The sequence below is a fragment of the Paraflavitalea pollutisoli genome (assembly GCF_029360705.1).
GTDB lineage: Bacteria > Bacteroidota > Bacteroidia > Chitinophagales > Chitinophagaceae > Paraflavitalea > Paraflavitalea pollutisoli.
Map to the genome: position 1 here is coordinate 658,025 of NZ_JARKMX010000014.1, position 23,311 is coordinate 681,335.

Consider the following 23,311-nt stretch of genomic DNA (forward strand, 5'->3'; position numbering starts at 1 on the left):
AGGGCTTCATCCATTCATAAGCACCTGTATTCACTGCACACCAAAACCAAACAAACATGTTCCGTAACTATTTCAAAACCGCGATCCGCAATATCTGGCGCTACAAATATTTGTCGGCCATCAATATCGGCGGGCTCAGCCTGGGCCTGGCCTGCGTGATGCTCATCATGCTGTTTGTGAATGATGAGTTCAGCTTCGACAGGAACCACGTCAAAGGCGATCGCATCGTGCGGCTGGTACAAACCTTTACCGATACGAGTGGCCAGGAGTCGCGCACCGGCATCTCTTCCACAGCGGCGGGTCCGGCGTATATGTCCTCCATTCCGGAACTCGCGCAATATTGCCGGGTGAAAGGCTGGCGGCGTACGGTGAAGAAAGGCGCCGAAGGTATCGAGGAACAGGTGATGATGACAGACCCCTCATTCTTCGAGCTTTTTACCGTCGACCTGCAAAGCGGCAACCGGGCTACTATGCTGCAACACCGTCATTCTATCGTGATCACGGAAGAGATGGCCTTGAAATATTTTGGTCAACAGGATGCGATGGGCAAGATACTTGAGCTGGATATGGATGGCACTTTCGAACCTTTCGAGGTGACGGGCATCGTCAGGAACGCACCACTCAATTCTTCTATTCAATACAGCATGATCATTCCCTTCGAGAACGACCTCTCGATCGACCCGGCCGAACGCGCCCAACAATTGGGCAACTGGGGCATGAAACACCTGAACACTTTCTTCCTGCTCCACAGGGCCGAAGACCGTGCCAAAGCGGAAAGCAAATTACTGGCGGCCTACCAACAGCACAACAAAGCAGCCTATGAAGAAGCCATGAAACGCGCCGGCGCAACCGCACGGCTCGAATTGTTCCTGCAACCGCTGCGGGAGATCCACCTTGACAACCGTTTCTTTGCCTCGAACGGTTTGCGGTTCTGGAGCGACTCCAAATATTCTTATATCCTTTCCGGCCTCGCCATCTTACTGCTGGTGATCGCCTGTATCAACTTCATCAATATCTCACTGGCCAGGTCGATCCGCCGCAACAAAGAGATCGGTATCCGCAAGGTCTCCGGTGGCTCCCGCACACAAGTGATGATCCAGTTCCTCGCAGAGTCGTTTATCGTGACGGGCCTCGCCTTTTTGCCCGCTATTTTACTGGTCTATCTCTTCCTTCCCACCTTCAGTACACTGGCTTCGAAGCATTTTGATATCACCTATCTTTTCCAGCCATCCATCCTGGCGCTCTTTACCGGTCTGTGGGTACTGGTATCCCTCCTATCCGGTGGCTGGCCCGCCTTTGTGGCTTCGGGTTTTACCCCTTCCACGACCTTGTATGGTCGGTTCAAACTCGTTAACAAGAACAGGCTGGGCAAATCGCTGGTGGTGATGCAATTTGCCATCGCACTGGGGCTTATCATCAGCATGGTTTTCTTCAACAAACAGTTCACCTACATGACCCGTAACAACCAATTGGGTTATCGTACTGAAAATGTGATACGGCTCTCTACGCCCTGGGGCAAACCGGAAGAAGGCCGCCTGTTGCGGCAAACACTCGCCCAAAACCCGGCCATCGTGCAGGTTGGGTCCAAAGGCGGCGACTTCAACAAATCGAAATACTACATCGGTACCAAACCAACGGACTGGATATACACGGAAAATATCGACGATCAGTACCTGCAAACACTGGACATCGGGCTCGCCAAAGGACGCTACCTCAGTTATAACAACACCATCGACACCATTTCGACCTGCCTGGTCAATGAAGCATTCGCCAACGAACTGCTCGATCGTAGTAAAGACCCTATCGGCCAGATCGTGAAGCTGGGCAACCAGCGAGACGAACTGCAGATCGTCGGCGTAGTGAAGAACTACCACATCGCTTCTTTCAAAGAAAAGATTTCACCAGCCATCTATACGCTCACCAAGAGCAATGGCGGCAATGTTTTCATCCAGTATGCCTCAGGCAAGGCACAACAGGCCACCGCAGCGCTGGAAAAGGCTTACGCCACCCTGTTGCCTTACTTTACACTTGATTACACATTTATGGAAGACTGGAACCGCAACCGCTATGGCCAGGAAGAACAGTGGAAAAAGATCGTAACCTATGCGGCCTCAATCGCCATCCTGATCTCCTGCCTCGGCTTGTTTGCCCTCGCTACCCTATCAGTGGAGCAACGCGTTAAAGAGATCGGTATTCGCAAAGTACTGGGCGCTTCCGCCATCCAGGTAGCTGGCATGCTATCAGTCGACTTCCTGAAGCTTGTATTGATTGCGTTCCTGATCGCTGCACCAATAGCAGGCTGGCTAATGTATGACTGGTTGCAGGACTTTGCCTACCGCATACCGTTCAGCGGCTGGATCATTGCCGGCACTGGCCTGGCTGTACTCGCCATTGCCCTATTGGTCGTGAGCCTGCGCACCATTGGCGCAGCCCTTGCCAATCCCGTAAAGAATTTAAGAAGTGAATAAACAAAAATAGATCACCATGATCGCTAACCACCTTCGGATCGCTGTACGCAACCTGCGCAAACGCAGGGGGCACACCCTGCTCAACCTGACCGGCCTGACCATCGGTATGACCTGCTGCCTGCTGATCTTCCACTATGTATCGTTCGAGAAAAGTTATGATACCTTCCACAAAGAAGCCGATGACATCGTACGCCTGCAGATAGACCGGTACAAAGAGGGGGTGCTGCAATGGAAATCGGCCACGGTATATCCCGCCATCGGGCCAACCCTGAAAAAAGATTTCCCGGAGGTTGCCGACATATGCCGCCTCATCGATGCCGACATGCTGATCACCAATGAAGAGCGGCAACAGAAATTTAACGAGACCAAAGGATATTTTGCCGACCCGTCAACCTTGAACATGTTCGACATCCGGTTTACGCAAGGCAACCCGGCAACCGCCCTGGTGGGTCCCGACAAACTGGTCATCTCCGAGAGCATGGCCAATAAATACTTTGGAACCACCCAGGCCCTCGGCAAACGACTGTCGGTACGCTACGGCGGTTTGACCTTGCCCTACGAGGTAAGCGGTGTATTCAAAGACTATCCGGCCAATTCCCACCTCGACATTCAATACCTGGCCCCCTACGATGCATTCAAGAAGGTGATCCTGACCGTGTGGCGCGACAGCAGCAATCCTGCCGATAACGCCTGGGGCTGGTACGACTTCTACACCTATGTGAAGCTGAAACCAGGTACGGACGTGGCTAAATTTTCCGCCAAACTACCCGGCTTCAGCGATAAGTACATGAACAGTTCCGAATATGCGAAGAAGAACAATCACCGGACATTTGTACAATGGATGCCTTTGCAGAATGTTCACCTGTATTCACAACTGAACCAGGAAGCCGAAGTGAACGGCAACGGACAGGCGGTAGGTTTTTTGTTCCTCGTCGCCATCTTCATTATCGGTATTGCCTGGATCAACTACATTAACCTCGCCACGGCCCGTTCGGTAGAACGCGCCAAAGAGGTAGGAGTTCGAAAGGTACTGGGGGCCCTGCGCACCGACCTCATCCGGCAATTCCTCACGGAAAGCTTCCTGCTCAACCTGCTGGCGCTGGCGCTTTCGCTGGGACTGTTCTTTGCGCTGCTTATACCCTTCGGCCGGTTTGTAGGACAGCCGGAGAACAGCATGAACCTGTCGCCACACTACTGGCAACTCTTTGCCGGGATCTTTGTGGGCGGAACCCTGCTCTCGGGCCTTTATCCTGCCTTTGTATTGTCTGGCTTCCAACCGATCAAAGTGCTGAAAGGCTTATTCAAGAATTCTACCAGCGGGCTGCTCCTGCGCAAAGGGTTGATCGTACTTCAGTTCACTACTTCAGTAGTATTGATTGCAGGCACCATTGTCGTATACCGGCAGGTTAGTTATATGCGCAACCAAAAGCTGGGTGCCAATATCGAACAGACATTGGTATTGCAGGGCGCTACCTCGCCCAATGACTCTACCTACAAGCAACTCATGCAACCCTTTAAATCGGCGATACTACAACAAAGCGGCATCAAACAGATGGCGGTATCGTCCAACGTAATGGGGCAGGAAATATACTGGACCAACTCACACAAGCAGGTAACGCAGCAAAGCCAGGCCGCTACCACGTTGTACAACCTGGGTATCGACGCCGACTTCGTACCTATGTTTGACATGAAGCTGGCAGCTGGCAGAAATTTCGATCCCTCGTACGGAACAGAGTACAGCAATGTACTGCTGAATGAAGAAGGTGTTAAGGTCATGGGCTTCGCCAACGCTGCCGAAGCTATTGGCAAACGCATCAACAGCGGTCGCGATACTGCCACGATCGTAGGCGTACTGGCTAATTATCACCAACAGGGATTACAAAAAGCAATCTCGCCGTTGTTGATACGTTATCAACCCGATAACCGCAATTACTATTCGATCAGGATGAGTGCGGGTAATGTCAAAGCTACAGTGGAAGCGGTTAAGCAGGAATGGGATAAATATTTTCCGGGCGACCCTTTCAATTATATTTTCCTGGACGACTATTTCAACAAGCAATACCAGGCTGACCTGCTCTTCGGTAAAGTGTTTGGCATCTTTGCCTCATTGGCGATCCTCATCGCCTGCTTCGGCCTGCTGGGCCTTTCGGCTTACAATGTGATACAACGTACGAAAGAAATAGGCATCCGGAAAGTATTGGGCGCCTCTTCTCAAAGTATTCTCGTATTGTTGTCGAAGGATTTCATGAAGCTGATCGTGTTATCGCTGGTGCTGGCCATCCCGATAGGCTGGTACGTAATGCATATATGGCTGCGGGATTTTGCCTATCGTATTACCCTCGCCTGGTGGTTCTTTGCCGTGGCCGGTGTATTGGCTCTAGGGATCGCCTTATTGACCATTGTATTACAGGCAGCGAAAGCCATCGTCCTAAATCCCGTTAAAAGCCTGAGAAGCGAATAATATTGACCCTCTAAAATTAATATACCTTGATCAGAAACTTTTTCAAAACAGCCTGGCGCAAGATGTGGAAACACAAAAGTGAAAGCGCCATCAACCTGGCAGGATTATCGATTGGCATGACAGCCGCGGTACTGATCATGTTGTGGGTACAGAACGAGTTGAGCTACGACAATTATCATCCCAGTGTGGAGCAGGTCTACCGGATCACCAACCATGTGCCCATAACCCCGGAGGAAACCTGGGTATGGGAGAACTCTCCTTTTCCGCTGACAGAGATCGCCAAAAAAGAAATACCGGATATTGAAGCACTGGCCTTCATGAGTCAGGGCTATGGTACCACCTTCAACATCCGGGGTGAGCTTTTCAAGGAAAAGAAGGCGGCGAACGTATCAGCAGAATGGTTTGACGTCTTCAAATACGAATTCGTATCCGGATCACCGACCAGCTTTTTCCAGGCTCCCTTCAATATGGCGATGACCGAATCGGCCGCGCGCCGCTATTTCGGTAAGGCCGAGCCAATCGGACAACTGGTGAAGATCGATACCATCAACTACCAGGTAACGGCCATCTTAAAAGACAACCCCACCAATTCGAGCTTTCAGTACGACGTACTGATGCCGATGGCGGCCAAACACACCAACCCCAAACAGTTGGCCAATGACCGGCAATGGGGTAATTTCAACCACATCACTTTCATCCGGATCAACCCGAAATCGAATCCCCAACAGGTAAGTGCCAAGCTCACCCAGTTGCTGGACAATAACCGGAAAGAAAACAAGGTCAGGGCCGCTCTTCTTCCCCTGCGTGAACTGCATTTCGACAACACGGTTCAGAATACGGTGTTCCAGACCGGTAGCCGGCAGGCAGTCTATGTATTTGCCTTCCTCGCCGTATTGATCCTGGTGGTTGCCTGTATCAACTATGTCAACCTTACGACGGCCCGTGCCAGCATGCGCGCCAAAGAAGTAAGCATCCGTAAGATCGTGGGCGCAGCCCGGGGCTCGCTCTTTGGTCAGTTCCTTGCAGAATCGCTGTTCACCGGGTTTATTGCCTTACTGATCACTATTGCCCTGGTGCAACTGGCATTACCTTTCTTTAACGAGGTTACCGGCCAGCCATTCAGGCTGCCGCTGACAGCTGCCAGTTTCTGGCTGCTCATCGCTGGAACCATCGTAACCGTCACGTTGCTGACGGGCATCTACCCGGCCCTGCTGTTGTCGTCTTTCAAACCCCTTAGTCTTTTTAAAGGCGGCAGCATATTGAAGCTGAAAGACGTTACCCTGCGAAAGATCCTGGTGACTACACAATTTGCCGTTTCGGTCATGCTCATTGCGGCGACCCTGATCATCTATAAACAATTGGCCTTTATCCGCAGTCAAAATACCGGGTACGACCGGTCGCAGGTGCTTACTTTTACCCTGCCCTGGAAGGTGCTGGAACCCTATCGTAAGGACAATAATCAGGTCGTTCTATTTCACAACAGGTTACAGCAACAATTAATGGGTATCAGCGGCATTGAAAAAGTAACGACTGCCAACGAATCGGTGCTCAGCATAGAAAGCAGTTCTGCGGGTAATGCAGACTGGGCTGGCCGTCCCAAGGAATATGAACCATCACTGGTACGATTATCCGGCGATGAGACATTCCCCTCTTTCTTTGGGCTTGAGCTGGCGGCAGGCCGGTGGTTCCGTCCACAGGATGAGAACGACGCCATGAATAGTTTTATCCTGAACGAAACGGCCATTAAACAACTGAAGATCCGGCAGCCAGCGGTTGGCCAGTATTTCAAGTTCAACGGCGACTCGGGTCAGATCGTTGGCGTTGTCAAAGACTTTCATTTCCGTAGCTTACACACCGCGATATCTCCCCTGGTGTATCACATCGGTGATGATTGGCGATTGAACTACTTCCTGAAGGTATCGCCCAAAAGTATCGGCTCGGTAATACCTGCTGTCGAAAAGATCTGGAAATCAACCGTACCTACGGTTCCGTTCGAATATGAATTCCTCAACGAATCATTCGAAAAACAATACCGGGCGGAGAACCGGATGTCGACCCTGATGATCATCTTTGCCAGTATCGCGATCTTCATTTCGTGTCTGGGATTGCTGGGTCTCGCAGCCTTTAGTGCCGAACGCAGGACCAAGGAGATCGGCATCCGTAAAGTACTCGGTGCCAGTATATCCAGCATCATTGCCTTGCTGAGCCGCGAGTTCCTCCTGCTGGTGATCGTTGGTGGATTGATTGCTGTACCGGTGGCCTGGTGGGCCATGAACAAATGGCTGGAGAATTTCGCTTACCGGGTGTCGCTTAGTCCGTGGACCTTTGCCGCTGCAGGTATACTGGTACTGGCCATCACCCTGGTCATCGTTGGTCTGCATAGCCTGCGCGCGGCCTCCAGCAACCCCACCAGTAGTTTAAGAAACGAATAATAGAGCAGCCGGGCAGGTAATTCCTGTCCGGCTCTTTCCTTCTTCCAACTTTTAAATCAATTCGTATGTGGCGCAATTTTGTCCTGCTCGCCTGGAGAAACCTCATCAAGCACAAGACCTTTTCGTTAATCAACATACTGGGCCTATCTGCCGGGATTGCTTTCGTATTTCTGATTGGCACCTATGTATGGGGAGAGCTACGGGTGAACAAAAGTATTGCCGACAACGAACGTGTATACCTGGTGCGCAGTAAATGGAAGAAACCGGAGATGGGCATGGATCTTACCACGTTGGGAGCGTTGGGCAGATCGCTTAAAAACGACTATCCCGGCCTGGTAGAGTCTTATTATCGGCATGATGGGATCAGCTCCATTGTATCCAGGGGTAACAAATATTTTCGGGAAGGATTGCAACCTGGCGACAGCACCTTTCTATCCATCACGGGTTTCCCCTTGGTGCAAGGCGATGCGCGCACAGCCTTGCATGGTCCTAATGCCCTGGTACTGACCGAAAGCAAAGCTCAAAAGTATTTTGGCCGCACCGATGTGCTCGGCGAAACGCTGACCCTGCAATCTTTTGCCGGCGGCAAACAAGACTTTGTCATCACCGGTGTACTGAGAGATCTGCCGTATAATACGATCAATAATTTTACCAATACCAAGAACGAGATCTTCCTGTCGGAACAAAGTCTCCGTTTCTTTGGCCGTTACGAGGGCTTTCAGGCCTGGCAAAATGCGTACATCATCAACTATGTTAAGCTCCGCAAAGGCGTACAGCCGGCCGATCTGCAAAAGCCTATCCGGCAGCTGCTGACCTCAAATACCACGCCTGATATACAAGCCAACCTGGAAGTGTACCTGACACCGGTCAGTGATTATTACCTGGAAATGAACAACGGTCTCGCGCGCCGTATGGTATATACCCTCAGCATGGTGGCCCTGTTCATCCTCGTGATGGCGGTGATCAATTTCATCAACATCACCATCGGCAACTCCACCACCAGACTGAAAGAGATCGGCTTGCGCAAAGTCATGGGTGGCAGTCGCCAACAACTGATAGGTCAGTTCCTGACCGAATCGGTGGTATTGGCATTGCTTTCCGTTGTGCTGGCCTTGTCCATCTACCAGCTGGCCTACCCTTTCTGCGGTAAGATGCTGGGTCGGGCCCTGCCATCGCTGACGGCTATGCCGATGGCAGCTATGGCTATCCCCTTCGCTACGGCGTTGTTGATCGGCCTGCTGGCCGGTTCCTATCCTGCCCTGATCCTTTCCCAGCAGCCTTCCGTTGACTCCCTGAAAGGCAAACTAAAGACAGTCAAAGAGAAAGTAATATTCCGGCGCGCACTCATCGCCCTGCAGTTTACGACGGCTATCGTTGTCTTTGTTGGCGCCATGGTAGTGGGCCGCCAGGTCGACTACGCCTTCAACAGCAGCCTGGGCTACGATAAAGCACAGATCATCACTGCCACGGTGCCACGTGACTGGACCACAACAGGCGTGCATCATATGGAAACTGTCCGTAACGAGCTATCGCGTCTGCCCGAGGTGGTCAGCGCCAGCGTATCTTACGAGATCCCCGATGGCATGAGTGGCAATGGCGGCAACCTGTATCCTGCCTCAGGCGATTCCATACAAGCCGTTATTTGCACGGGCCTCGCAACCGATGACCAGTACGCTGCTACTTATGGCCTCACCATGGCTGCCGGCCAATATTTGGATCGGGACACCACGAAACTGGTGATCAACGAAACAGCAGCCCGATTGCTTGGGTGGAAGGATGTGCAGACTGCCGTAGGACAACCCGTAAAGCTGGTGGGTGTTCGGCAAACGCTGACCATTGGCGGCGTTGTCAAAGACTTCCATTTCGAGAGCAAGCATGTAGCTATTACCCCAATGGTGATCAGCCATATTCGCAATACAGCCACCTACCGGTACCTGTCATTCAAAGTAAAGGCAGGCAATATGGCAAAGACTTTGTCCGCCATAGAACAAAAATGGGCGACTGTACTGCCGGGTGCTCCGTTCGATTACAAGTTTATGGACGATACCCTCGGTTTCCTTTACCGGTCGGAAATACAACTGAAGCAAGCCGCCGAAACCGCTACCCTGCTGGCCATCGTTATCGTATTATTGGGCGTATTGGGGGTGGTGACCCTCAGTATTACCCGTCGCATGAAGGAGGTAGGTATCCGTAAAGTATTGGGCGCTTCCGGCGCCCAGATCATCAGCCTCTTCCTACAGGAATTTGCGTGGACGATCGTGCTGGCAAATCTCATTGCCTGGCCACTGGCCTGGTGGGCGCTAAATAATTGGTTGGGCAACTTTGTATACCGCATTCAACTTAATCTCGCACCTTTCGCCCTGGTGGCCGTTGTAATTGCCTTACTGATCGCAGCGATCGTATCGCTGCAGACCATCGTGCGGGCCTTGAAGAATCCGATCAGGAATCTGCGGAGCGAATAACCTTCATGTTGTACCCGGCTTTTCTTCAGAAGCCTCCACCGTGATATGCAGGTCCTGGTGCGGATAAGGTATATCGATACCTGCGTCTTTGAAAGACTGCTGAATGGCATTGATCACATCGCTTTTCGTCTGTCCCAGGTCGCGGGGATGCCCCAACCAGAAAAAGAGCTGAAAATCGATAGCACTGCTGTTAAAAGATGTATTGAGCACGGCAGGAGCAGGGAACTTCAATATTTTTTCGTGCGATTGCAGGATATGTTGCAGGATCTCTTGGGCCTTTCCCAGATCAGTACCATACCCCACCCCTACCGTGAGGTCGCCCCGGCGAAGCGTATTGCCTTGCGTCCAGTTGACCACATGCTGGTTGAGCAGGTCACCATTGGGGATCACCACTACCGCGCCATCCCAGGCTGCCAGTATACTGCTTCGAAAACCAATCGATTTGATCGTACCTTCTTTACCAGCAACAGATACGATATCCCCTACATTGACTGGTTTCTCGAAGGCGATGATGAGGCCACTCACCAGGTTGTTGACCAGCGTCTGCAAACCAAATCCAATGCCTACGCCCAACGCACCGAGTATGAGGGTAATTTTATCCAGCGGAATACCTGCAGCTGCAAAAGCCAGGAACATACCGATGCTGATGATGGCTATACGCACCAGCAGCAACCAACTGCCAAGCCCCACTTTCTTTTCACCTGAAGACCGGCTGCCGTTGTCTTCAGAAGCAAAAAAAGACACGATGCGGGATACCACGACCGACAATGCCAGGATGAGGAAAAAAGCCAGTACACCACCTATGGAAAAAGAATAATCTCCAATGGTCCTGGGGGTAAACAGCAGGTCCTCGACCGGATCTGTCAGCAGGTGGAAGAGATAAAAGTTGCGACCAAAGAGGATAAACCACCCCACTACCAGGAATAAATAAAATATGGGAGGCGCTTTTTTACCGATACGGTCGAAATTTATGTAGAATAATTTTTTATCCGGCGTGTGATAAACCTGCGAAGCGAGATAAAGACCTTCATTGATCAGCCGGATGGTCCACAACATCTGGACAGCGATCATTCCACTGCAATAGCCGCTCACCAGGCTCGTCTTCGAAAAATTGTACCAGCCATAAAGATTGGCGATGGTGGCCATGCCCTCCAATGCCAGCATGAAACCGGCAAAATAGAGGATCGCTTTCTCCCGTAATTCATTACGGTGTTTGTTAAACAACAGCAATGCACCCAATACACAACCCACTCCCGATAACAACATCATACACCAGCGTTCGGTACGGGATGGCTGCAACACCAGGTTGACGGCACTAGCTGCGATGTAAAGACCAATAAGAACGAACCAGGCACGTAGCCAATACACGGCAACCCCATGTCGGAATACAAAACTGAGGCAAATAGCTACCACCAACCACAAGGAGGCACTGAATACAAAAGGAGGATTCGGGAAGATGAATTGAAATAGGGTTACAACAATTACGATGGCCGATAGCAATGGAAATCGCAATAGGTGCTGCCCTTCATATTCCTTTTGCAGCAACCCGGCTTTGACCGTTTTCTTTTTCAGGGACCGCAGAAAAACGGTCGCCGCCAAGATGAGTAGCGCCAATAAAAACAGGTTGCCCCGGTTATTTTGTAGAAAGAATTGCCAGCTCAAGCGGTCTTTGGCCACAGAAAATGCGAGCACCTCGCGCAGGGTGCGATGGGTAAAAGCCGGTTTCCAGAGCGGAGGCAGTTCACCGGTGAAACTCCGGACTGATACAGCCAACCGGTGCTGTTCGATCTCTTCCAGCCCCGCAATAAGGATCGATACCAATTCATCACAGCGCAATTGAAATGTCCGTATCCTGGGTACTACTTTTTCCAGGATGCTGTCGGCCGGCCGTAGTTCGTGTGCAACCGACTTTAGCTTTTGAAAATACTGTACCAGTTGCAGGCTATCATTGCTGAATGCATACAACGTGGAATCACTGGTCAGTGAATCCACATTGTTGCGGTACCGCATCAGGTCACGTTGCAGGCGGTCTATCTGCTCCTTGCGCACGCTGGCTTTTCGCAATAACTCTTCCAATATCTTAGTCGTGGTAGCCAGGTTGCGGTGGGTGGGTAATTCGCCGGGGTTCGTAAATACACCTTCACCGGCGATCGTGTACCAATGGGTGATCTGGTCAAGATCGTCGATAATGGCTGCTGTGTCGAGTGAACGTTTCAGGTAGGCTTTAGCATTGTTGATGTTCTTACGTATTTGTTCCAACAGATCATCCTGTCGAATCGCCAGTTTATCCGTTCTGAATTCAGCAATACTTTCACGTCCCCGGTCCTTGATGCGCTTGATGGGATCACGGAAAACAGGCTCGACAGTATCTGCTATTCCAGGTACTGAAACGGTAGTATCTTGCTGCTGGCCCTGGACTACGCCAACCGACACGCACAACAACAGGGTGGGTCCAAACAGCCATCTTGATAATATCTGGTATACACGCATGAAAAAAGGTGGACTTCCGTCCACCTTGATAAGACACCTTTCGACCGGAGAAACCGCCAACTGTTAGTTTGCCACTACATAGCGCACCACCTGCCGTTCTTTACGGGTAGTCGTTACTTCTATGAAATAAATCCCCTGCGCCAAAGCGGCTGCGTTTGAATAATAAGCATTCATGCCACGACCCAACAACAGTTGACCGGTGCTCACCAGCTTCCCCAGTCCATCGGTCACCCGGATCGTTGCCACAGTTGCAGCACCTGAGAAAATATTCAACGTATAATTGCCCGGCCCCGGATTCTTCAGCACCTTTACCTGCAACTGGTCGCCGAAGTCACCTACCTGAATGACACGCGAGTATTCAAAGCGGCCATCCTTGTCTACCAGCCTCAGCCGGTACCAGGCGGTACTGTTAGTGCCTGCATCCCGGAAGTTATAGGCATGTTGCCCACCCTCTCCGATGGCCTTTACCCTGCCTATATCGCTGAATGTATTGCCGTCTTTGCTGCGTTCTACCACATATTCATCAAAGTTCACTTCATTGTCGACTACCCAATCCAGTAAATGAGCCCCTTGCTGCGACTCACCCCGGAAGCTGATCAGGTGAACGGGTAAGGGATTCGTTAATGAATTGATGGATGCCAGCGTAAATGGACTGAAGGAAGGTACAGCATTGGTCGTCCGCACATAATTAGGTGACTCCGCTACATTGCCCGCATCCTCCCATAGGCTACCATTCCACCTTGACACCCGCAGCTGCGCAGGCGCTGTAATGGTACCGCTTCTTCCGCTTACATAAGAGAGAGAAACAAAGGGATTGGAAGCGGTGCCCGTCTTGTTGATCATCCAGTATTCCACATCGCTTATTTTTTGCAGGCTAGGTTGCTTAGCATTGTCATTGTACAATGGACCGGGATCAACATGAAAATACTGGGCGGTCACGACATCGGTAGCCGGTGAGGTGATCTTGGCTGGCGCATAGAAACCCTGGTTGCCGATCGGGAACACGAAATCGGCATACCAACTGAATTGTACCGGCCCGTCGACGAAGCTGAGGTTGCTGGCTTCATACGCTACTGCCTGGTTCTTGAATGACAGGTAATTGGTGCTACTGCCCATCACGATACCGCGGGTGAACCGGATGAATTTCGGGCCGTTGCCATCGGCAAACTGGTCCATCACCACCGGCGAGCCCAGAATTAGGTTACCGGATGGTTTATTGACGATAAAAGATCCATTCCAGGCGTCGATACGGGTGGGCGCAAACGTCAGTGTTTGATCGCCAGTGCCGGTAAATAACAGGTTGGAGACACCGGCGGTCGGATTGGCACCTGCTTCAAAATTGATATTCCCCTTGGCATCAAATGCACTACCCGTTTGTCCCTGCATCGTACCCGAGCGGAAGGTCAAGGTGCCATTTACCACCAGCGTATCCGCTAATCCTGGTGTAAACTGTGACTGGTTATCGAAAATGAGGTTATTGAAGGTTTCACGGTTAGCCGTCAGGTTGGTACCGGTAGGAATGGAAGGATAATAGAAGACATAAGTGCCACCATTCGCGTTAAACACGCCACCCGAGTTGATGTGCTCGCCGGTGTTGTACAGGTAGTTATTGGGTGCATTGAAAGTGCCACCCGGCTCTATCTCCAGGCTCCGGAAACGGCTGCGGATCGGGTTGTTATTGGGAAACTGTATGATGCCCCGGCGCACAATGAAGCGGGCATCGAAATTCCCGATACGGATGGTGTCATCCACTGCACCGGCGCCACGGTAAACATTCACCACGACATTCGGTGATGATTTGATGATACCTACGAAATTCGTAACCCCTGTCACCGCCAATGGCGCCGCAAGCGTAACTGTACTGGGATTGGGTCCCGTACAAGCAATAGGGATAGAAGATCCACTGAAGGACGTTCCTGTCGTGACATCTTTTTCTATCTTAATAAATCCGCCGCCGGAGAATTGACCGGACGTCAACGTAAGCAGGTTATTGATTTGAAAGGTATCCGCAGCAGCTGTCGTATTAAAGTTTATTCGACTGGTTCCCGCTTTGTTGATGATGAGGTTGTAAAATACCACCGTACCAGGATCGTTAGCGGTTACAATGACCACATCCTGCTGGCCGGCGCCATTGAAGGTAAAAGTACTGGTGCCTGCCACTACGGATAAAGGTGTAGCGATGGTCATATTGTTGCCGATAAGAACGTTGCCGCTCCCGGCATTCAAAGTCCCTCCTGTTACCTGGAAAGAATTGTTAGCGACCTGCAAGGTGCCACTGTTTACATTAAAAGCACCATTAGTTAACGAGAATGTACTGGCCGCTGTGAATGAACCGGCACCGAGCGAGATCGTTCCACCACTCATGGTAAACGTGTTGGCCGCACTAATGGCGGAACCGTCCGCATCGATGCTACCATTGGAGATGGTAAAAACACCATTGGCCAAAAACGCAGCTGTAGCGGATAATGTGATGGCGCCCCCCGTTACCGAAGTATTGTTGCTGACTGTCAACCGACCGGCACTGCCAAGGGTCAGTGCACCACCGGAGAAGGTAAGCGACTGCACGGTCGTGGTGACGTTTAAAAGAGCCGCGTTGGGCGTTACCCGGTCGAAGAATACAGCATCGTTGCTGCCGGGCACCGAAGCACCGCCCGCTCCTCCCGGCGCGGTAGACCAATTGGTCGTCGTATTCCAATCCGTAGAGGTAGCTCCCACCCAGTAACGCTGGGCTTGCAAAACAATCGAGCTGAAGACGAGGTAGCAAACTGTTAGTAGAGATCTCTTCATGGTTTTCATATTCATAACTGGTAAACATTAAGCAGGGTCATGCCGGACGGCAGCCCGGAAAAGCAACCGTCACCCCCACCGGCAGCTGGCCGGCGGACGCTGTATCGAAACCGAACAGTTTTTGTATCGGAAACGAACTGTACAGCCGTTCAATAAGCTTATATTACACTGTAAATCATACCACTACGTTCTGGCATGTGATTGCCATACTACGGGCAGGCATCCGGATGGCAGGGAAAGCATAGCCATGGGAATGAAGGGGAAAGTAAAGCCGTGAAAAACAGACTTCTTCCGATGCAACAAAATGCCAGCTGGATAGCCTATTATTTTGCACCGGTATTATAAAAGATCATCAACTTGATTAGGAACTACCTTAAAATAGCCTGCAGGAACCTTGTAAGAAACAAGGTATTCGCATTCATCAATGTCTTCGGACTTGGATTGAGTATGGCGGTCTGCCTGTTGGTGATCATCCATGTAAAAGACCAGCTGGGCTATGATACATTTCATCCCCGGTCCGATCGCATGGTGCGCATCATTACTCATGTTACAGGTCGCGAAGGAAACACCTATACATGGGCCAGCACGCCACTGCCGCTGGCTCCTAAACTGAATGCCGAGTTTGATCCCGCGGCGCTCCAGGTACGTGTTTACCCCTACAACAACAATGCCACCAGTGGTGTCAAAGATTTCTACTTACAACAAGCATTTGTCGATAGCGGCTTTTTCCAGCTTTTCGGATTCCCCCTGCAGGCCGGCAATGCTGCCACTGTGCTCAGCGCACCCAACAGCATCGTGTTAAGCCAGGCTACTGCTACCAAATTTTTCGAGCCGGGACAAGCCATGGGACAAACCATCTCCATCACCGGCCTGGGCGACTTCACCGTGACCGGTGTGATGCAACCGCCGCCCGGCAAATCGCACTTGCTTAAAGATGCCTACCTCTCCATGAGTTCTGTCAATGTGTTGGAAAAAACCGGAAAATTGCCGGCCATGCTTCAACAATGGGACCTTACCAAAGCCTATACCTACCTGCAATTGCCACCACATCGTTCTGCCAGCCAACTGGACAAGTCACTTCAGTCTGTCTCCCGGGAATTACTGCAGCAGTCTAACAAGATTGGCCAGGAGAGTTTTTATTTTGAAGTGCAGCCCTTCGACAAGATCATACTCAGCGAAGAAATGGGTTTTTCTTTGGGCGATACCGGTTCCCGCGGAAAGGTGTGGGCCGAGATTTCGGTCGCCTTCGTCATCCTGCTATCGGCTTGTTTCAATTACACCAACCTGTCTATCGCCCGTTCTTTACGCCGCGGTAAAGAAGTTGGGGTACGGAAGGTCGCTGGCGCCAGGCGTGTACAAATATTTACACAATTCATTGTAGAATCTTTGCTGACAGCCTTTCTCGCGCTTGCGCTGGGATATGTCATGCTTCACCTGATAACAGGACAACCATTCAGCCGGGAAATCACGTCGGCCGACGAACTTTCCCTGGATGCAGCCACGGCTGGATGGTTTGTTCTGTTTGCTTTGTTTGCCGGTCTGCTGGCGGGCGGTCTGCCGGCCTGGGCGCTCTCTTCTTTCAAACCGGTAGCGGTATTGAAAAATCTTACGACCGTCAAATTATTCCTGGGGAATGGCGTACGCAAGGGGTTGCTGGTAATACAATTTGCGCTCTCGCTGATCGCGATCATCTTCACGCTGACCTTTTACCGGCAATTCAGCTATATGGCATCGGCCGATCCAGGGTTCAGAAAAGATCATATCATTACGTTGCCCGCTACGCCTGAAAGCCAGCCCCGGTTGAAACAGGCGTTGGAGCAATTGAACGGTATTACCGGTGTAGCCACCGTATCTACCGTGCCCGGTAAAAATGCTACGGGCACCACCAAAGTGCAAACCCAGGCCGGCAAAGACTATATCGGTATGGATTACTATTATGCAGATCCGGAGATCTTTTCCGTCATGCAATTGAACTTTCTGGCAGGGCGTCCCTTTATTGCCATCAACGATAGCCTGATGGGCGAGCGCCAGGTGGTGATCAATGAACGTGCTTTGCAACCACTGCAACTCGGCACACCCCAGGAAGCTGTGGGCAAAACCATCCTGCTGGATGACAGCATCACCGTGCAGATTGCCGGCGTCGTAAAAAATGTATTTCACCGGGGCATGGCCAGCCCCTATATTCCGCTCGTAATACGGAACAAGCCCTTTGCCACACATTTCGTTGTTGCCAGTACGGTCAATACGCTTCCCCCCGGTTACCTGGCACGGGTAGAAGCTGTCTGGAAAAATCACTATCCCGGGCAACCCTTTGCCGGAAGTTGGATGCAGGACGAATGGGATGGCCGGCACGCAGCAACCGGCACTGTGGGTATGCTGGGTTTTCTGACCCTCATCACCGTGACGATCGCTTCGCTTGGTTTGCTGGGTATGGTGATCTATACGACCGAAACAAGGCGCAAAGAGATCGGCATCCGCAAGGTAATGGGGGCCGGTGTTGGTGCTGTTATGGCGCTCCTGAGCAGGAACTTTGTTAAACTGTTGTTGATCGCCGGATCGATTGCCCTGCCCATCGGTTTCCTGCTGGGCCATTTTTTCCTGAATATATTTGCCAACCGCATACAGGTGGGCATCGACATACTATTGATAAGTTTTGGGGCGATGCTTTTGATCGCATTAATGACTATCATTACACAAATTTACCGGGTAGCCACAGCCAATCCGGTCAATAGCCTGAGAACAGAATAACAGGCAAGCACCTAAATAGTAAACACAAAACAAACGATCACATGTTAGAGCTCAAGCACATCTCCAAATGGGTAAATGTAGGCGGCAAGCCCACCTTCCTGCTGAAAGATATCAACTTCAAGGTCGATGCCGGCGAATTCATATCCATTATGGGCCCCTCGGGATCGGGTAAATCGACCCTGCTGCACATTGTCGGCATGCTCGACGATGCCAACGAAGGCGAATATTTTTTCAATGGTGAGCCTGTACATTCGATGAAAGAAAAACAACGCTCCCAGTTATATAAAAAACACATTGGTTTTGTATTCCAGGCCTACCACCTCATCGACGAACTGACGGTGTATGAGAACATCGAAACACCCCTCATATACCAGGATATCAAATCCTCCGAGCGCAAGGCCATGGTAGCAGATATACTCGACCGGTTCAATATCGTAGGTAAGAAAGACCTCTTCCCTACCCAGCTCTCCGGTGGTCAGCAACAACTGGTGGGTATCGCCCGGGCCCTCATAGCTAAGCCACAATTGCTGTTGGCCGATGAGCCCACCGGCAACCTCAATTCCAAACAAGGGGAAGACATCATGGAACTGTTCCAACAACTGAACAAAGATGGCGTCACCATCATCCAGGTAACGCACTCCGAAAAGAATGCAGAATACGGTACACGGATCGTGAACCTCCTGGATGGGCGAATAGACAATTAATTTAGGAACATAATAAAGAAACTGAAACATGAAACCCGGTAAAGCCTTGATGATCTGTTATGCGGTAGTATCGATGTCGCTGAACAGCCAGGCACAGAATGCACCCATAACACTGAAGCAGGTAGTCGATGCGGCTATTGCCAGGAATTTTGATGTAAAAAATAAGGAGTTCGACATGGACGTGTCGCACATCGATTGGAAGCAGGGTAAAGCTAATTTGCTGCCCAGCTTCAGCGCCAATATCAACCATAATTTTAACCAGGGACGAAGCATCGACCCTACTACCAACAGCTACGTAAATTCAAACTACTCATCTGCCTCCTACAACCTGGGAGGGGATGTAACTTTATTCAGTGGCTTACGCTGGATGAATAACATGAAGGCAACCCGATATGCCTACGACGCCAGCCGAAGCGCCTTGCAGCAACAAAAAGATGACATCACGCTGAATGTGATCCTGGCCTACCTCGACATGTTGTCCAACTACGACCTGCTGGAGCAGGCGAAAAAACAAGTAGAGGTTACGCAAAAGCAGGTAGACCGTCTCACAGTAATGAATGAAGAAGGCGCTATCAAACCGTCTGACCTGTACGATGTAAAGGGAACGCTGGCAGATAATAAGATCGGGCTGACCAACGCACGGAATAACCTCGCCACCTCACGGCTTAAACTGGCGCAATTGATGAATGTGCCCTATGACGAGCACCTTGAAATAGAAAGGATCGGCATAGAACAATTTGCCACAGATTATACGGCCACAACAGACAGTATCTACGCTGCTGCCCTGGAACACATGGGCCTGGTAAAGCAGGCGGATCTACTCGTCAAAAGCCTTCAAAAGTCTTTAAAAGCCAGCAGAGGTGCCTTATGGCCCACACTCAGTTTTGGCGGCGGTATCGACACAAGATTCGCCAGCACGCCTGATGCCACCGGCAACAAGGTGCCCTATTATGATCAGCTCAGTAACAACTATTTCACCAACTACGGTTTCGGCTTACGCATTCCTATACTCAATTCATTGGTGGCGAAACACAATGTGGAACGATCCAAAGTGGCGGTAGAAAGAGGACAGTTTAATCAACAGGCCACTCTTACTACGCTAAAACAGAATATTGAACGTGATCGCCTTAATCTGGAAAACACCCGCAACCGTTACCTGGCACTCGTAGAGCAGGTATCCGCTTATACAGAAAACTTCCGCGCTGCCGAGATCAGGTTCAACAACGGTGCTTCGAACTCAGTGGATTACCTGTTGGCGAAAAACAACCTCGACCGCTCCAATACCAACCTGATCATTGCTCGCTACGAATACGTATTACGAACTAAGATCCTCGATTATTACCAGGGGAAATTTGTTTACTAAATATAGTGTTTGAAAATTCGGCCAAAGAGGGTGTACGATACAACGTGCACCCTTTTTCATTTGCCCCTGCCAGGGATATTTAGCAGGCTGCCTTGCTAAAAATTAGGCCGTAGAGTTAAAATCCGCGAATGCATCAGCAATATCGGGTTATTGCGCCAGCTAATTCCCCACCATCTTTGCAATACCCATAAATAATGCTGCAATGAAAAAATGGCAACCCGCCTTAAGCCTGATAGGCCTGCTCTGTCTATTCAACCTGACTGCCCATGCCCGGCAGACCTGGGATTCGGAAAATACCTATCTCGCCGCAGAACAAGGAAATATTGTAAGAACTTCCTTACCCGGCCTGACCAAAGAAACCCTGGTCTCCTCCGCCCAACTCACACCCCCACAGGGCGGTGGGCCACTGAGATTCTCTCAATTCGTACTGTCTGCCGACAAAAAAAAGCTGCTGTTATTCACCGATAGCCGTCGTGAATACCACAATACCTTCAGTTCTTGCTGGGTGTATGATATTCCCGCAGCAAAACTCTGCCGGATCGGGGCACGGCACCAGCCCGGTCAATTGCTCAATGCCACCCTTTCGCCAAATGGCCAATATGTGGCCTACGTGTACGACAACAATATCTACGTAGAAAATGCTGCCTCACAAGAGGTACGTCAACTGACAACAGATGGTAATGATAAATTATTGAACGGCTGGTTTGATTATGTCTACAGCGAGGAGCTTTTCCTCACCAACGGTATCCGTTGGAGTCCCGACAGCAGGAAGATCGCGTATTGGCAAATGGACCTGTCCAAAGTAGGCACCTTCCACATGATCAACAATACGGACAGCATTTACCCGAAGCTGGTTCCTTTTGCTTTCTCCAAACCGGGTGAACCGAATGCAGAAGCGAAGATCGGCATCGTAGCTGTAGAAGGCGGTAAAACTCAATGGATTCAGCGTCCCGAAAATCCGCAGGATCTATACCTCACACAGATGGACTGGACGCCCGATGGTTCGCGGTTGCTGTTGCAGCAGATGAACCGGAAACAAAATGAAAGCAAACTGTTCTTATGCCATCCTGCAACAGGCGACAAGCAGCTGATCTATACCGACCGCGACGAAGCATGGATCGATGTGAAGTCATTCTGGATGCGGGGTGGTGGCAATTATGACTGGGTGAATAACGGAAAAGCATTCCTGTGGGCCAGTGAAAAAAGCGGTTGGCGAAAACTCTACCTGGTCGACCTGACTGGCAAGGAATTGCTGATCACCAAAGGTGATTATGATGTAACGGCCATAAGCGCCATCGACGAAAAAAATGGGTTTGTATACTTCATGGCATCACCCGCCAATGCGACCCAGCTGTACCTGTACCGTGCTTCGCTGAAAGGTACGGGCACACCGGTCAGGATTTCGCCGGCAGCATTGGAAGGCACACACCGCTATTCGTTTTCACCGGAGGGCAAGTGGGCGCGTCATTCTTTCTCCAGCCATAAATACCAGCCGGCCTCCGAATGGTTGCTGATGCCCGCCCATAAAGCCACGGACACTGCCACGGCCATCGAGCAACACCTGAAAGAAAATCCAGCCTACAAGAACATCAGCTTTTTCAAAGTCACCACCGATGAGGGTGTCGAGATGGATGGGTTTATGGTAAAGCCGGCCAACTTCGATGCCACTAAAAAATACCCGGTTGTATTTTATGTGTATTCAGAGCCCGCCGGCGCCTCCGTAAACGATGGGGCCGGTATTGGTGGCAGGGGTGGCTTCTTCAATACCGACAGTGGCTATATCGCCATTGCCGTGGAAGGACGCGGGGCTCCCGCGCCGAAGGGACGCGCCTGGCGTAAGGCCATCTATGGCAACCTGGGATGGATCAATGTGAATGATCAGGCCGCGGCGGCCAGGAAGATCATCGAGTGGCCTTTTATTGACCGCAACCGCGTAGCGGTATATGGGTCAAGCGGCGGCGGATCTACTACATTACACCTGCTTTTCCGGTATCCGGAGATTTACAAGGTAGGACTCGCCTCGGCCGGTGTACCTTCGCACTTCGTGTACAACAGTATCTACCAGGAACGTTATCTCGGTGTGCTGCCGGAAAGCCGCGCCAATTATATCAAGGGTTCGGCCATTACCTATGCCAAAGGGCTGACAGGCCATTTGCTGATCATGCACGGTACCGGCGACCACAACGTACATTACCAGGGTGAGGAAATGCTACTCAATGAACTGATGAAACACAACCGCCAGTTTCAGTTCATGCCCTATCCCAACAGAACCCATGGCATCTCTGAAGGCGAAGGTACAGGACTGCACAGACGAACCATGATGGCCGATTTTTTAAGACAATATTGCCCGCCGGGCGGAATTTAACCACAGAATATGCTAATTATTTCAAACCAGGATATTGAAGCGTCGCTGGACTATGCCGAGCTCATTGCCAACCTGCGGGAGATCTTTTCCGGAGAATTTACCATGCCACTCCGCCACCATCATTTTTATGGTTTACCGGGAGGTATCGAAAATACTTTGATCCTGATGCCATCCTGGACCAATGAATATATGGGCATCAAACAGGTGGTGGTCGCTCCGGATAATGCCACACGCGATCTACCCTCCATTCATGCGCAATACACCTTGATGAGTGCGGTGACCGGGGTGCCGCTGGCGATGATGAATGCGAGCCTGCTTACTTCATTCCGCACCGCCTGCGCCTCCGCGCTGGCGGCCAATTACCTGGCAACCAGAGACGCCTCCGTGCTGCTGGTCGTTGGCACCGGAAAAGTAGCCTACCACATGGTGGCGGCGCATAACTCTGTGCGGGATTATAAACGGATGTTGGTATGGGGAAGAAATGAAACGAAGGCAGCAGTTATGCAACAGCAGCTGCAGCAATCGGGACATGCCATTGAAATAGTGACTAACCTGGAAGAGGCAGTTCGTGCAGCCGATGTGATCTCCTGCGCCACCATGTCTCAGGAACCATTGATAAAAGGCGCCTGGTTAAAGCCCGGGCAACACCTGGACCTGGTGGGCTCGTATAAGCCTGCCACCCGTGAGGTCGACGACGATGCCGTGACGAGATCAACACTGTTTGTTGATGCGAGAGCGGGTGCACTGCATGAATCGGGCGAACTGGCTATTCCTATCAAAAACGGTCTGATCACCCCTGAAGCTGTCAAGGCCGACCTGGTGGAGCTCTGCAAAGGTATTCATCCCGGCAGGACGTCTCCCGAAGAGATCACCTTGTACAAGTCCGTTGGACTGGCCATCGAGGACCTCGCTGCGGCCCTGCTTGTGTACAAGCGGGTCAGTGCAAAAGGCAAATCCAAAGAACCAGTCATTTATTAAACGATAACAAAAGCCCCCGGTGAAAGCGGGGACTTTTGTCGTATAATGGGTTA

11 protein-coding genes are annotated in these 23,311 nt (G+C 51.1%); 9 read left to right on the forward strand and 2 right to left on the reverse strand.

From position 1 onward, the window contains the following. Positions 1 to 56 precede the first annotated feature (56 nt). The 4 genes from P2W70_RS33075 (at position 57) to P2W70_RS33090 (ending at position 9,823) form a co-directional block, all read left to right on the forward strand. On the forward strand, positions 57 to 2,468 hold the full coding sequence (locus P2W70_RS33075) for an ABC transporter permease (RefSeq protein ID WP_276485899.1): 2,412 nt from the start codon (positions 57 to 59) through the stop codon (positions 2,466 to 2,468). Positions 2,469 to 2,484: 16 nt separating this feature from the next. Then, complete coding sequence (locus P2W70_RS33080) at positions 2,485 to 4,929, forward strand: ABC transporter permease (RefSeq protein ID WP_276485900.1); 2,445 nt, start codon at positions 2,485 to 2,487, stop codon at positions 4,927 to 4,929. A gap of 26 nt (positions 4,930 to 4,955) precedes the next feature. Beyond that, positions 4,956 to 7,361, forward strand: a complete 2,406-nt coding sequence (locus P2W70_RS33085; protein WP_276485901.1) for an ABC transporter permease — start codon at positions 4,956 to 4,958, stop codon at positions 7,359 to 7,361. A 65-nt stretch (positions 7,362 to 7,426) separates the two neighbouring features. Further along, the gene (locus tag P2W70_RS33090) at positions 7,427 to 9,823 is read left to right on the forward strand and encodes an ABC transporter permease (RefSeq protein WP_276485902.1); all 2,397 of its coding nucleotides are present in this window, start codon (positions 7,427 to 7,429) and stop codon (positions 9,821 to 9,823) included. 3 nt (positions 9,824 to 9,826) lie between these two features. On the opposite strand, the gene P2W70_RS33095 is transcribed toward P2W70_RS33090, so the two are convergent. Further along, complete coding sequence (locus P2W70_RS33095) at positions 9,827 to 12,313, reverse strand: mechanosensitive ion channel family protein (protein WP_276485903.1); 2,487 nt, start codon at positions 12,311 to 12,313, stop codon at positions 9,827 to 9,829. A 63-nt stretch (positions 12,314 to 12,376) separates the two neighbouring features. Beyond that, positions 12,377 to 15,100 (reverse strand): autotransporter outer membrane beta-barrel domain-containing protein, encoded by a 2,724-nt coding sequence (locus P2W70_RS33100; protein WP_276485904.1) that lies wholly within the window; start codon positions 15,098 to 15,100, stop codon positions 12,377 to 12,379. Between the two features lie 357 nt (positions 15,101 to 15,457). On the opposite strand from P2W70_RS33100, the gene P2W70_RS33105 reads away from it, so the two are divergent. From P2W70_RS33105 to lhpI, 5 genes are all read left to right on the forward strand, one after another. Beyond that, positions 15,458 to 17,848, forward strand: a complete 2,391-nt coding sequence (locus P2W70_RS33105; protein ID WP_276485905.1) for an ABC transporter permease — start codon at positions 15,458 to 15,460, stop codon at positions 17,846 to 17,848. Between the two features lie 41 nt (positions 17,849 to 17,889). After that, positions 17,890 to 18,552: an ABC transporter ATP-binding protein gene (locus tag P2W70_RS33110; protein ID WP_276485906.1), complete on the forward strand. Its 663-nt coding sequence runs from the start codon at positions 17,890 to 17,892 to the stop codon at positions 18,550 to 18,552. Between the two features lie 28 nt (positions 18,553 to 18,580). Next, the gene (locus tag P2W70_RS33115; RefSeq protein ID WP_276485907.1) at positions 18,581 to 19,915 is read left to right on the forward strand and encodes a TolC family protein; all 1,335 of its coding nucleotides are present in this window, start codon (positions 18,581 to 18,583) and stop codon (positions 19,913 to 19,915) included. 202 nt (positions 19,916 to 20,117) lie between these two features. Continuing rightward, positions 20,118 to 22,280: a S9 family peptidase gene (locus tag P2W70_RS33120; protein WP_276485908.1), complete on the forward strand. Its 2,163-nt coding sequence runs from the start codon at positions 20,118 to 20,120 to the stop codon at positions 22,278 to 22,280. 9 nt (positions 22,281 to 22,289) lie between these two features. Further along, a complete protein-coding gene (gene lhpI / locus P2W70_RS33125) occupies positions 22,290 to 23,258 on the forward strand; it encodes a bifunctional Delta(1)-pyrroline-2-carboxylate/Delta(1)-piperideine-2-carboxylate reductase (RefSeq protein WP_276485909.1) in 969 nt (322 codons plus the stop codon). Positions 23,259 to 23,311 lie beyond the last annotated feature (53 nt).

Excerpts from the sequence above, each read along its gene's own strand:
- P2W70_RS33075 (WP_276485899.1), top strand. The coding sequence starts at position 57 with ATGTTCCGTAACTATTTCAAAACCGCGATCCGCAATATCTGGCGCTAC.
- P2W70_RS33080 (WP_276485900.1), top strand. The coding sequence starts at position 2,485 with ATGATCGCTAACCACCTTCGGATCGCTGTACGCAACCTGCGCAAACGC.
- P2W70_RS33090 (WP_276485902.1), top strand. The coding sequence starts at position 7,427 with ATGTGGCGCAATTTTGTCCTGCTCGCCTGGAGAAACCTCATCAAGCAC.
- P2W70_RS33095 (WP_276485903.1), bottom strand. The coding sequence starts at position 12,313 with ATGCGTGTATACCAGATATTATCAAGATGGCTGTTTGGACCCACCCTG.
- P2W70_RS33100 (WP_276485904.1), bottom strand. The coding sequence starts at position 15,100 with ATGAAGAGATCTCTACTAACAGTTTGCTACCTCGTCTTCAGCTCGATT.
- P2W70_RS33110 (WP_276485906.1), top strand. The coding sequence starts at position 17,890 with ATGTTAGAGCTCAAGCACATCTCCAAATGGGTAAATGTAGGCGGCAAG.
- P2W70_RS33115 (WP_276485907.1), top strand. The coding sequence starts at position 18,581 with ATGAAACCCGGTAAAGCCTTGATGATCTGTTATGCGGTAGTATCGATG.
- P2W70_RS33120 (WP_276485908.1), top strand. The coding sequence starts at position 20,118 with ATGAAAAAATGGCAACCCGCCTTAAGCCTGATAGGCCTGCTCTGTCTA.
- lhpI (WP_276485909.1), top strand. The coding sequence starts at position 22,290 with ATGCTAATTATTTCAAACCAGGATATTGAAGCGTCGCTGGACTATGCC.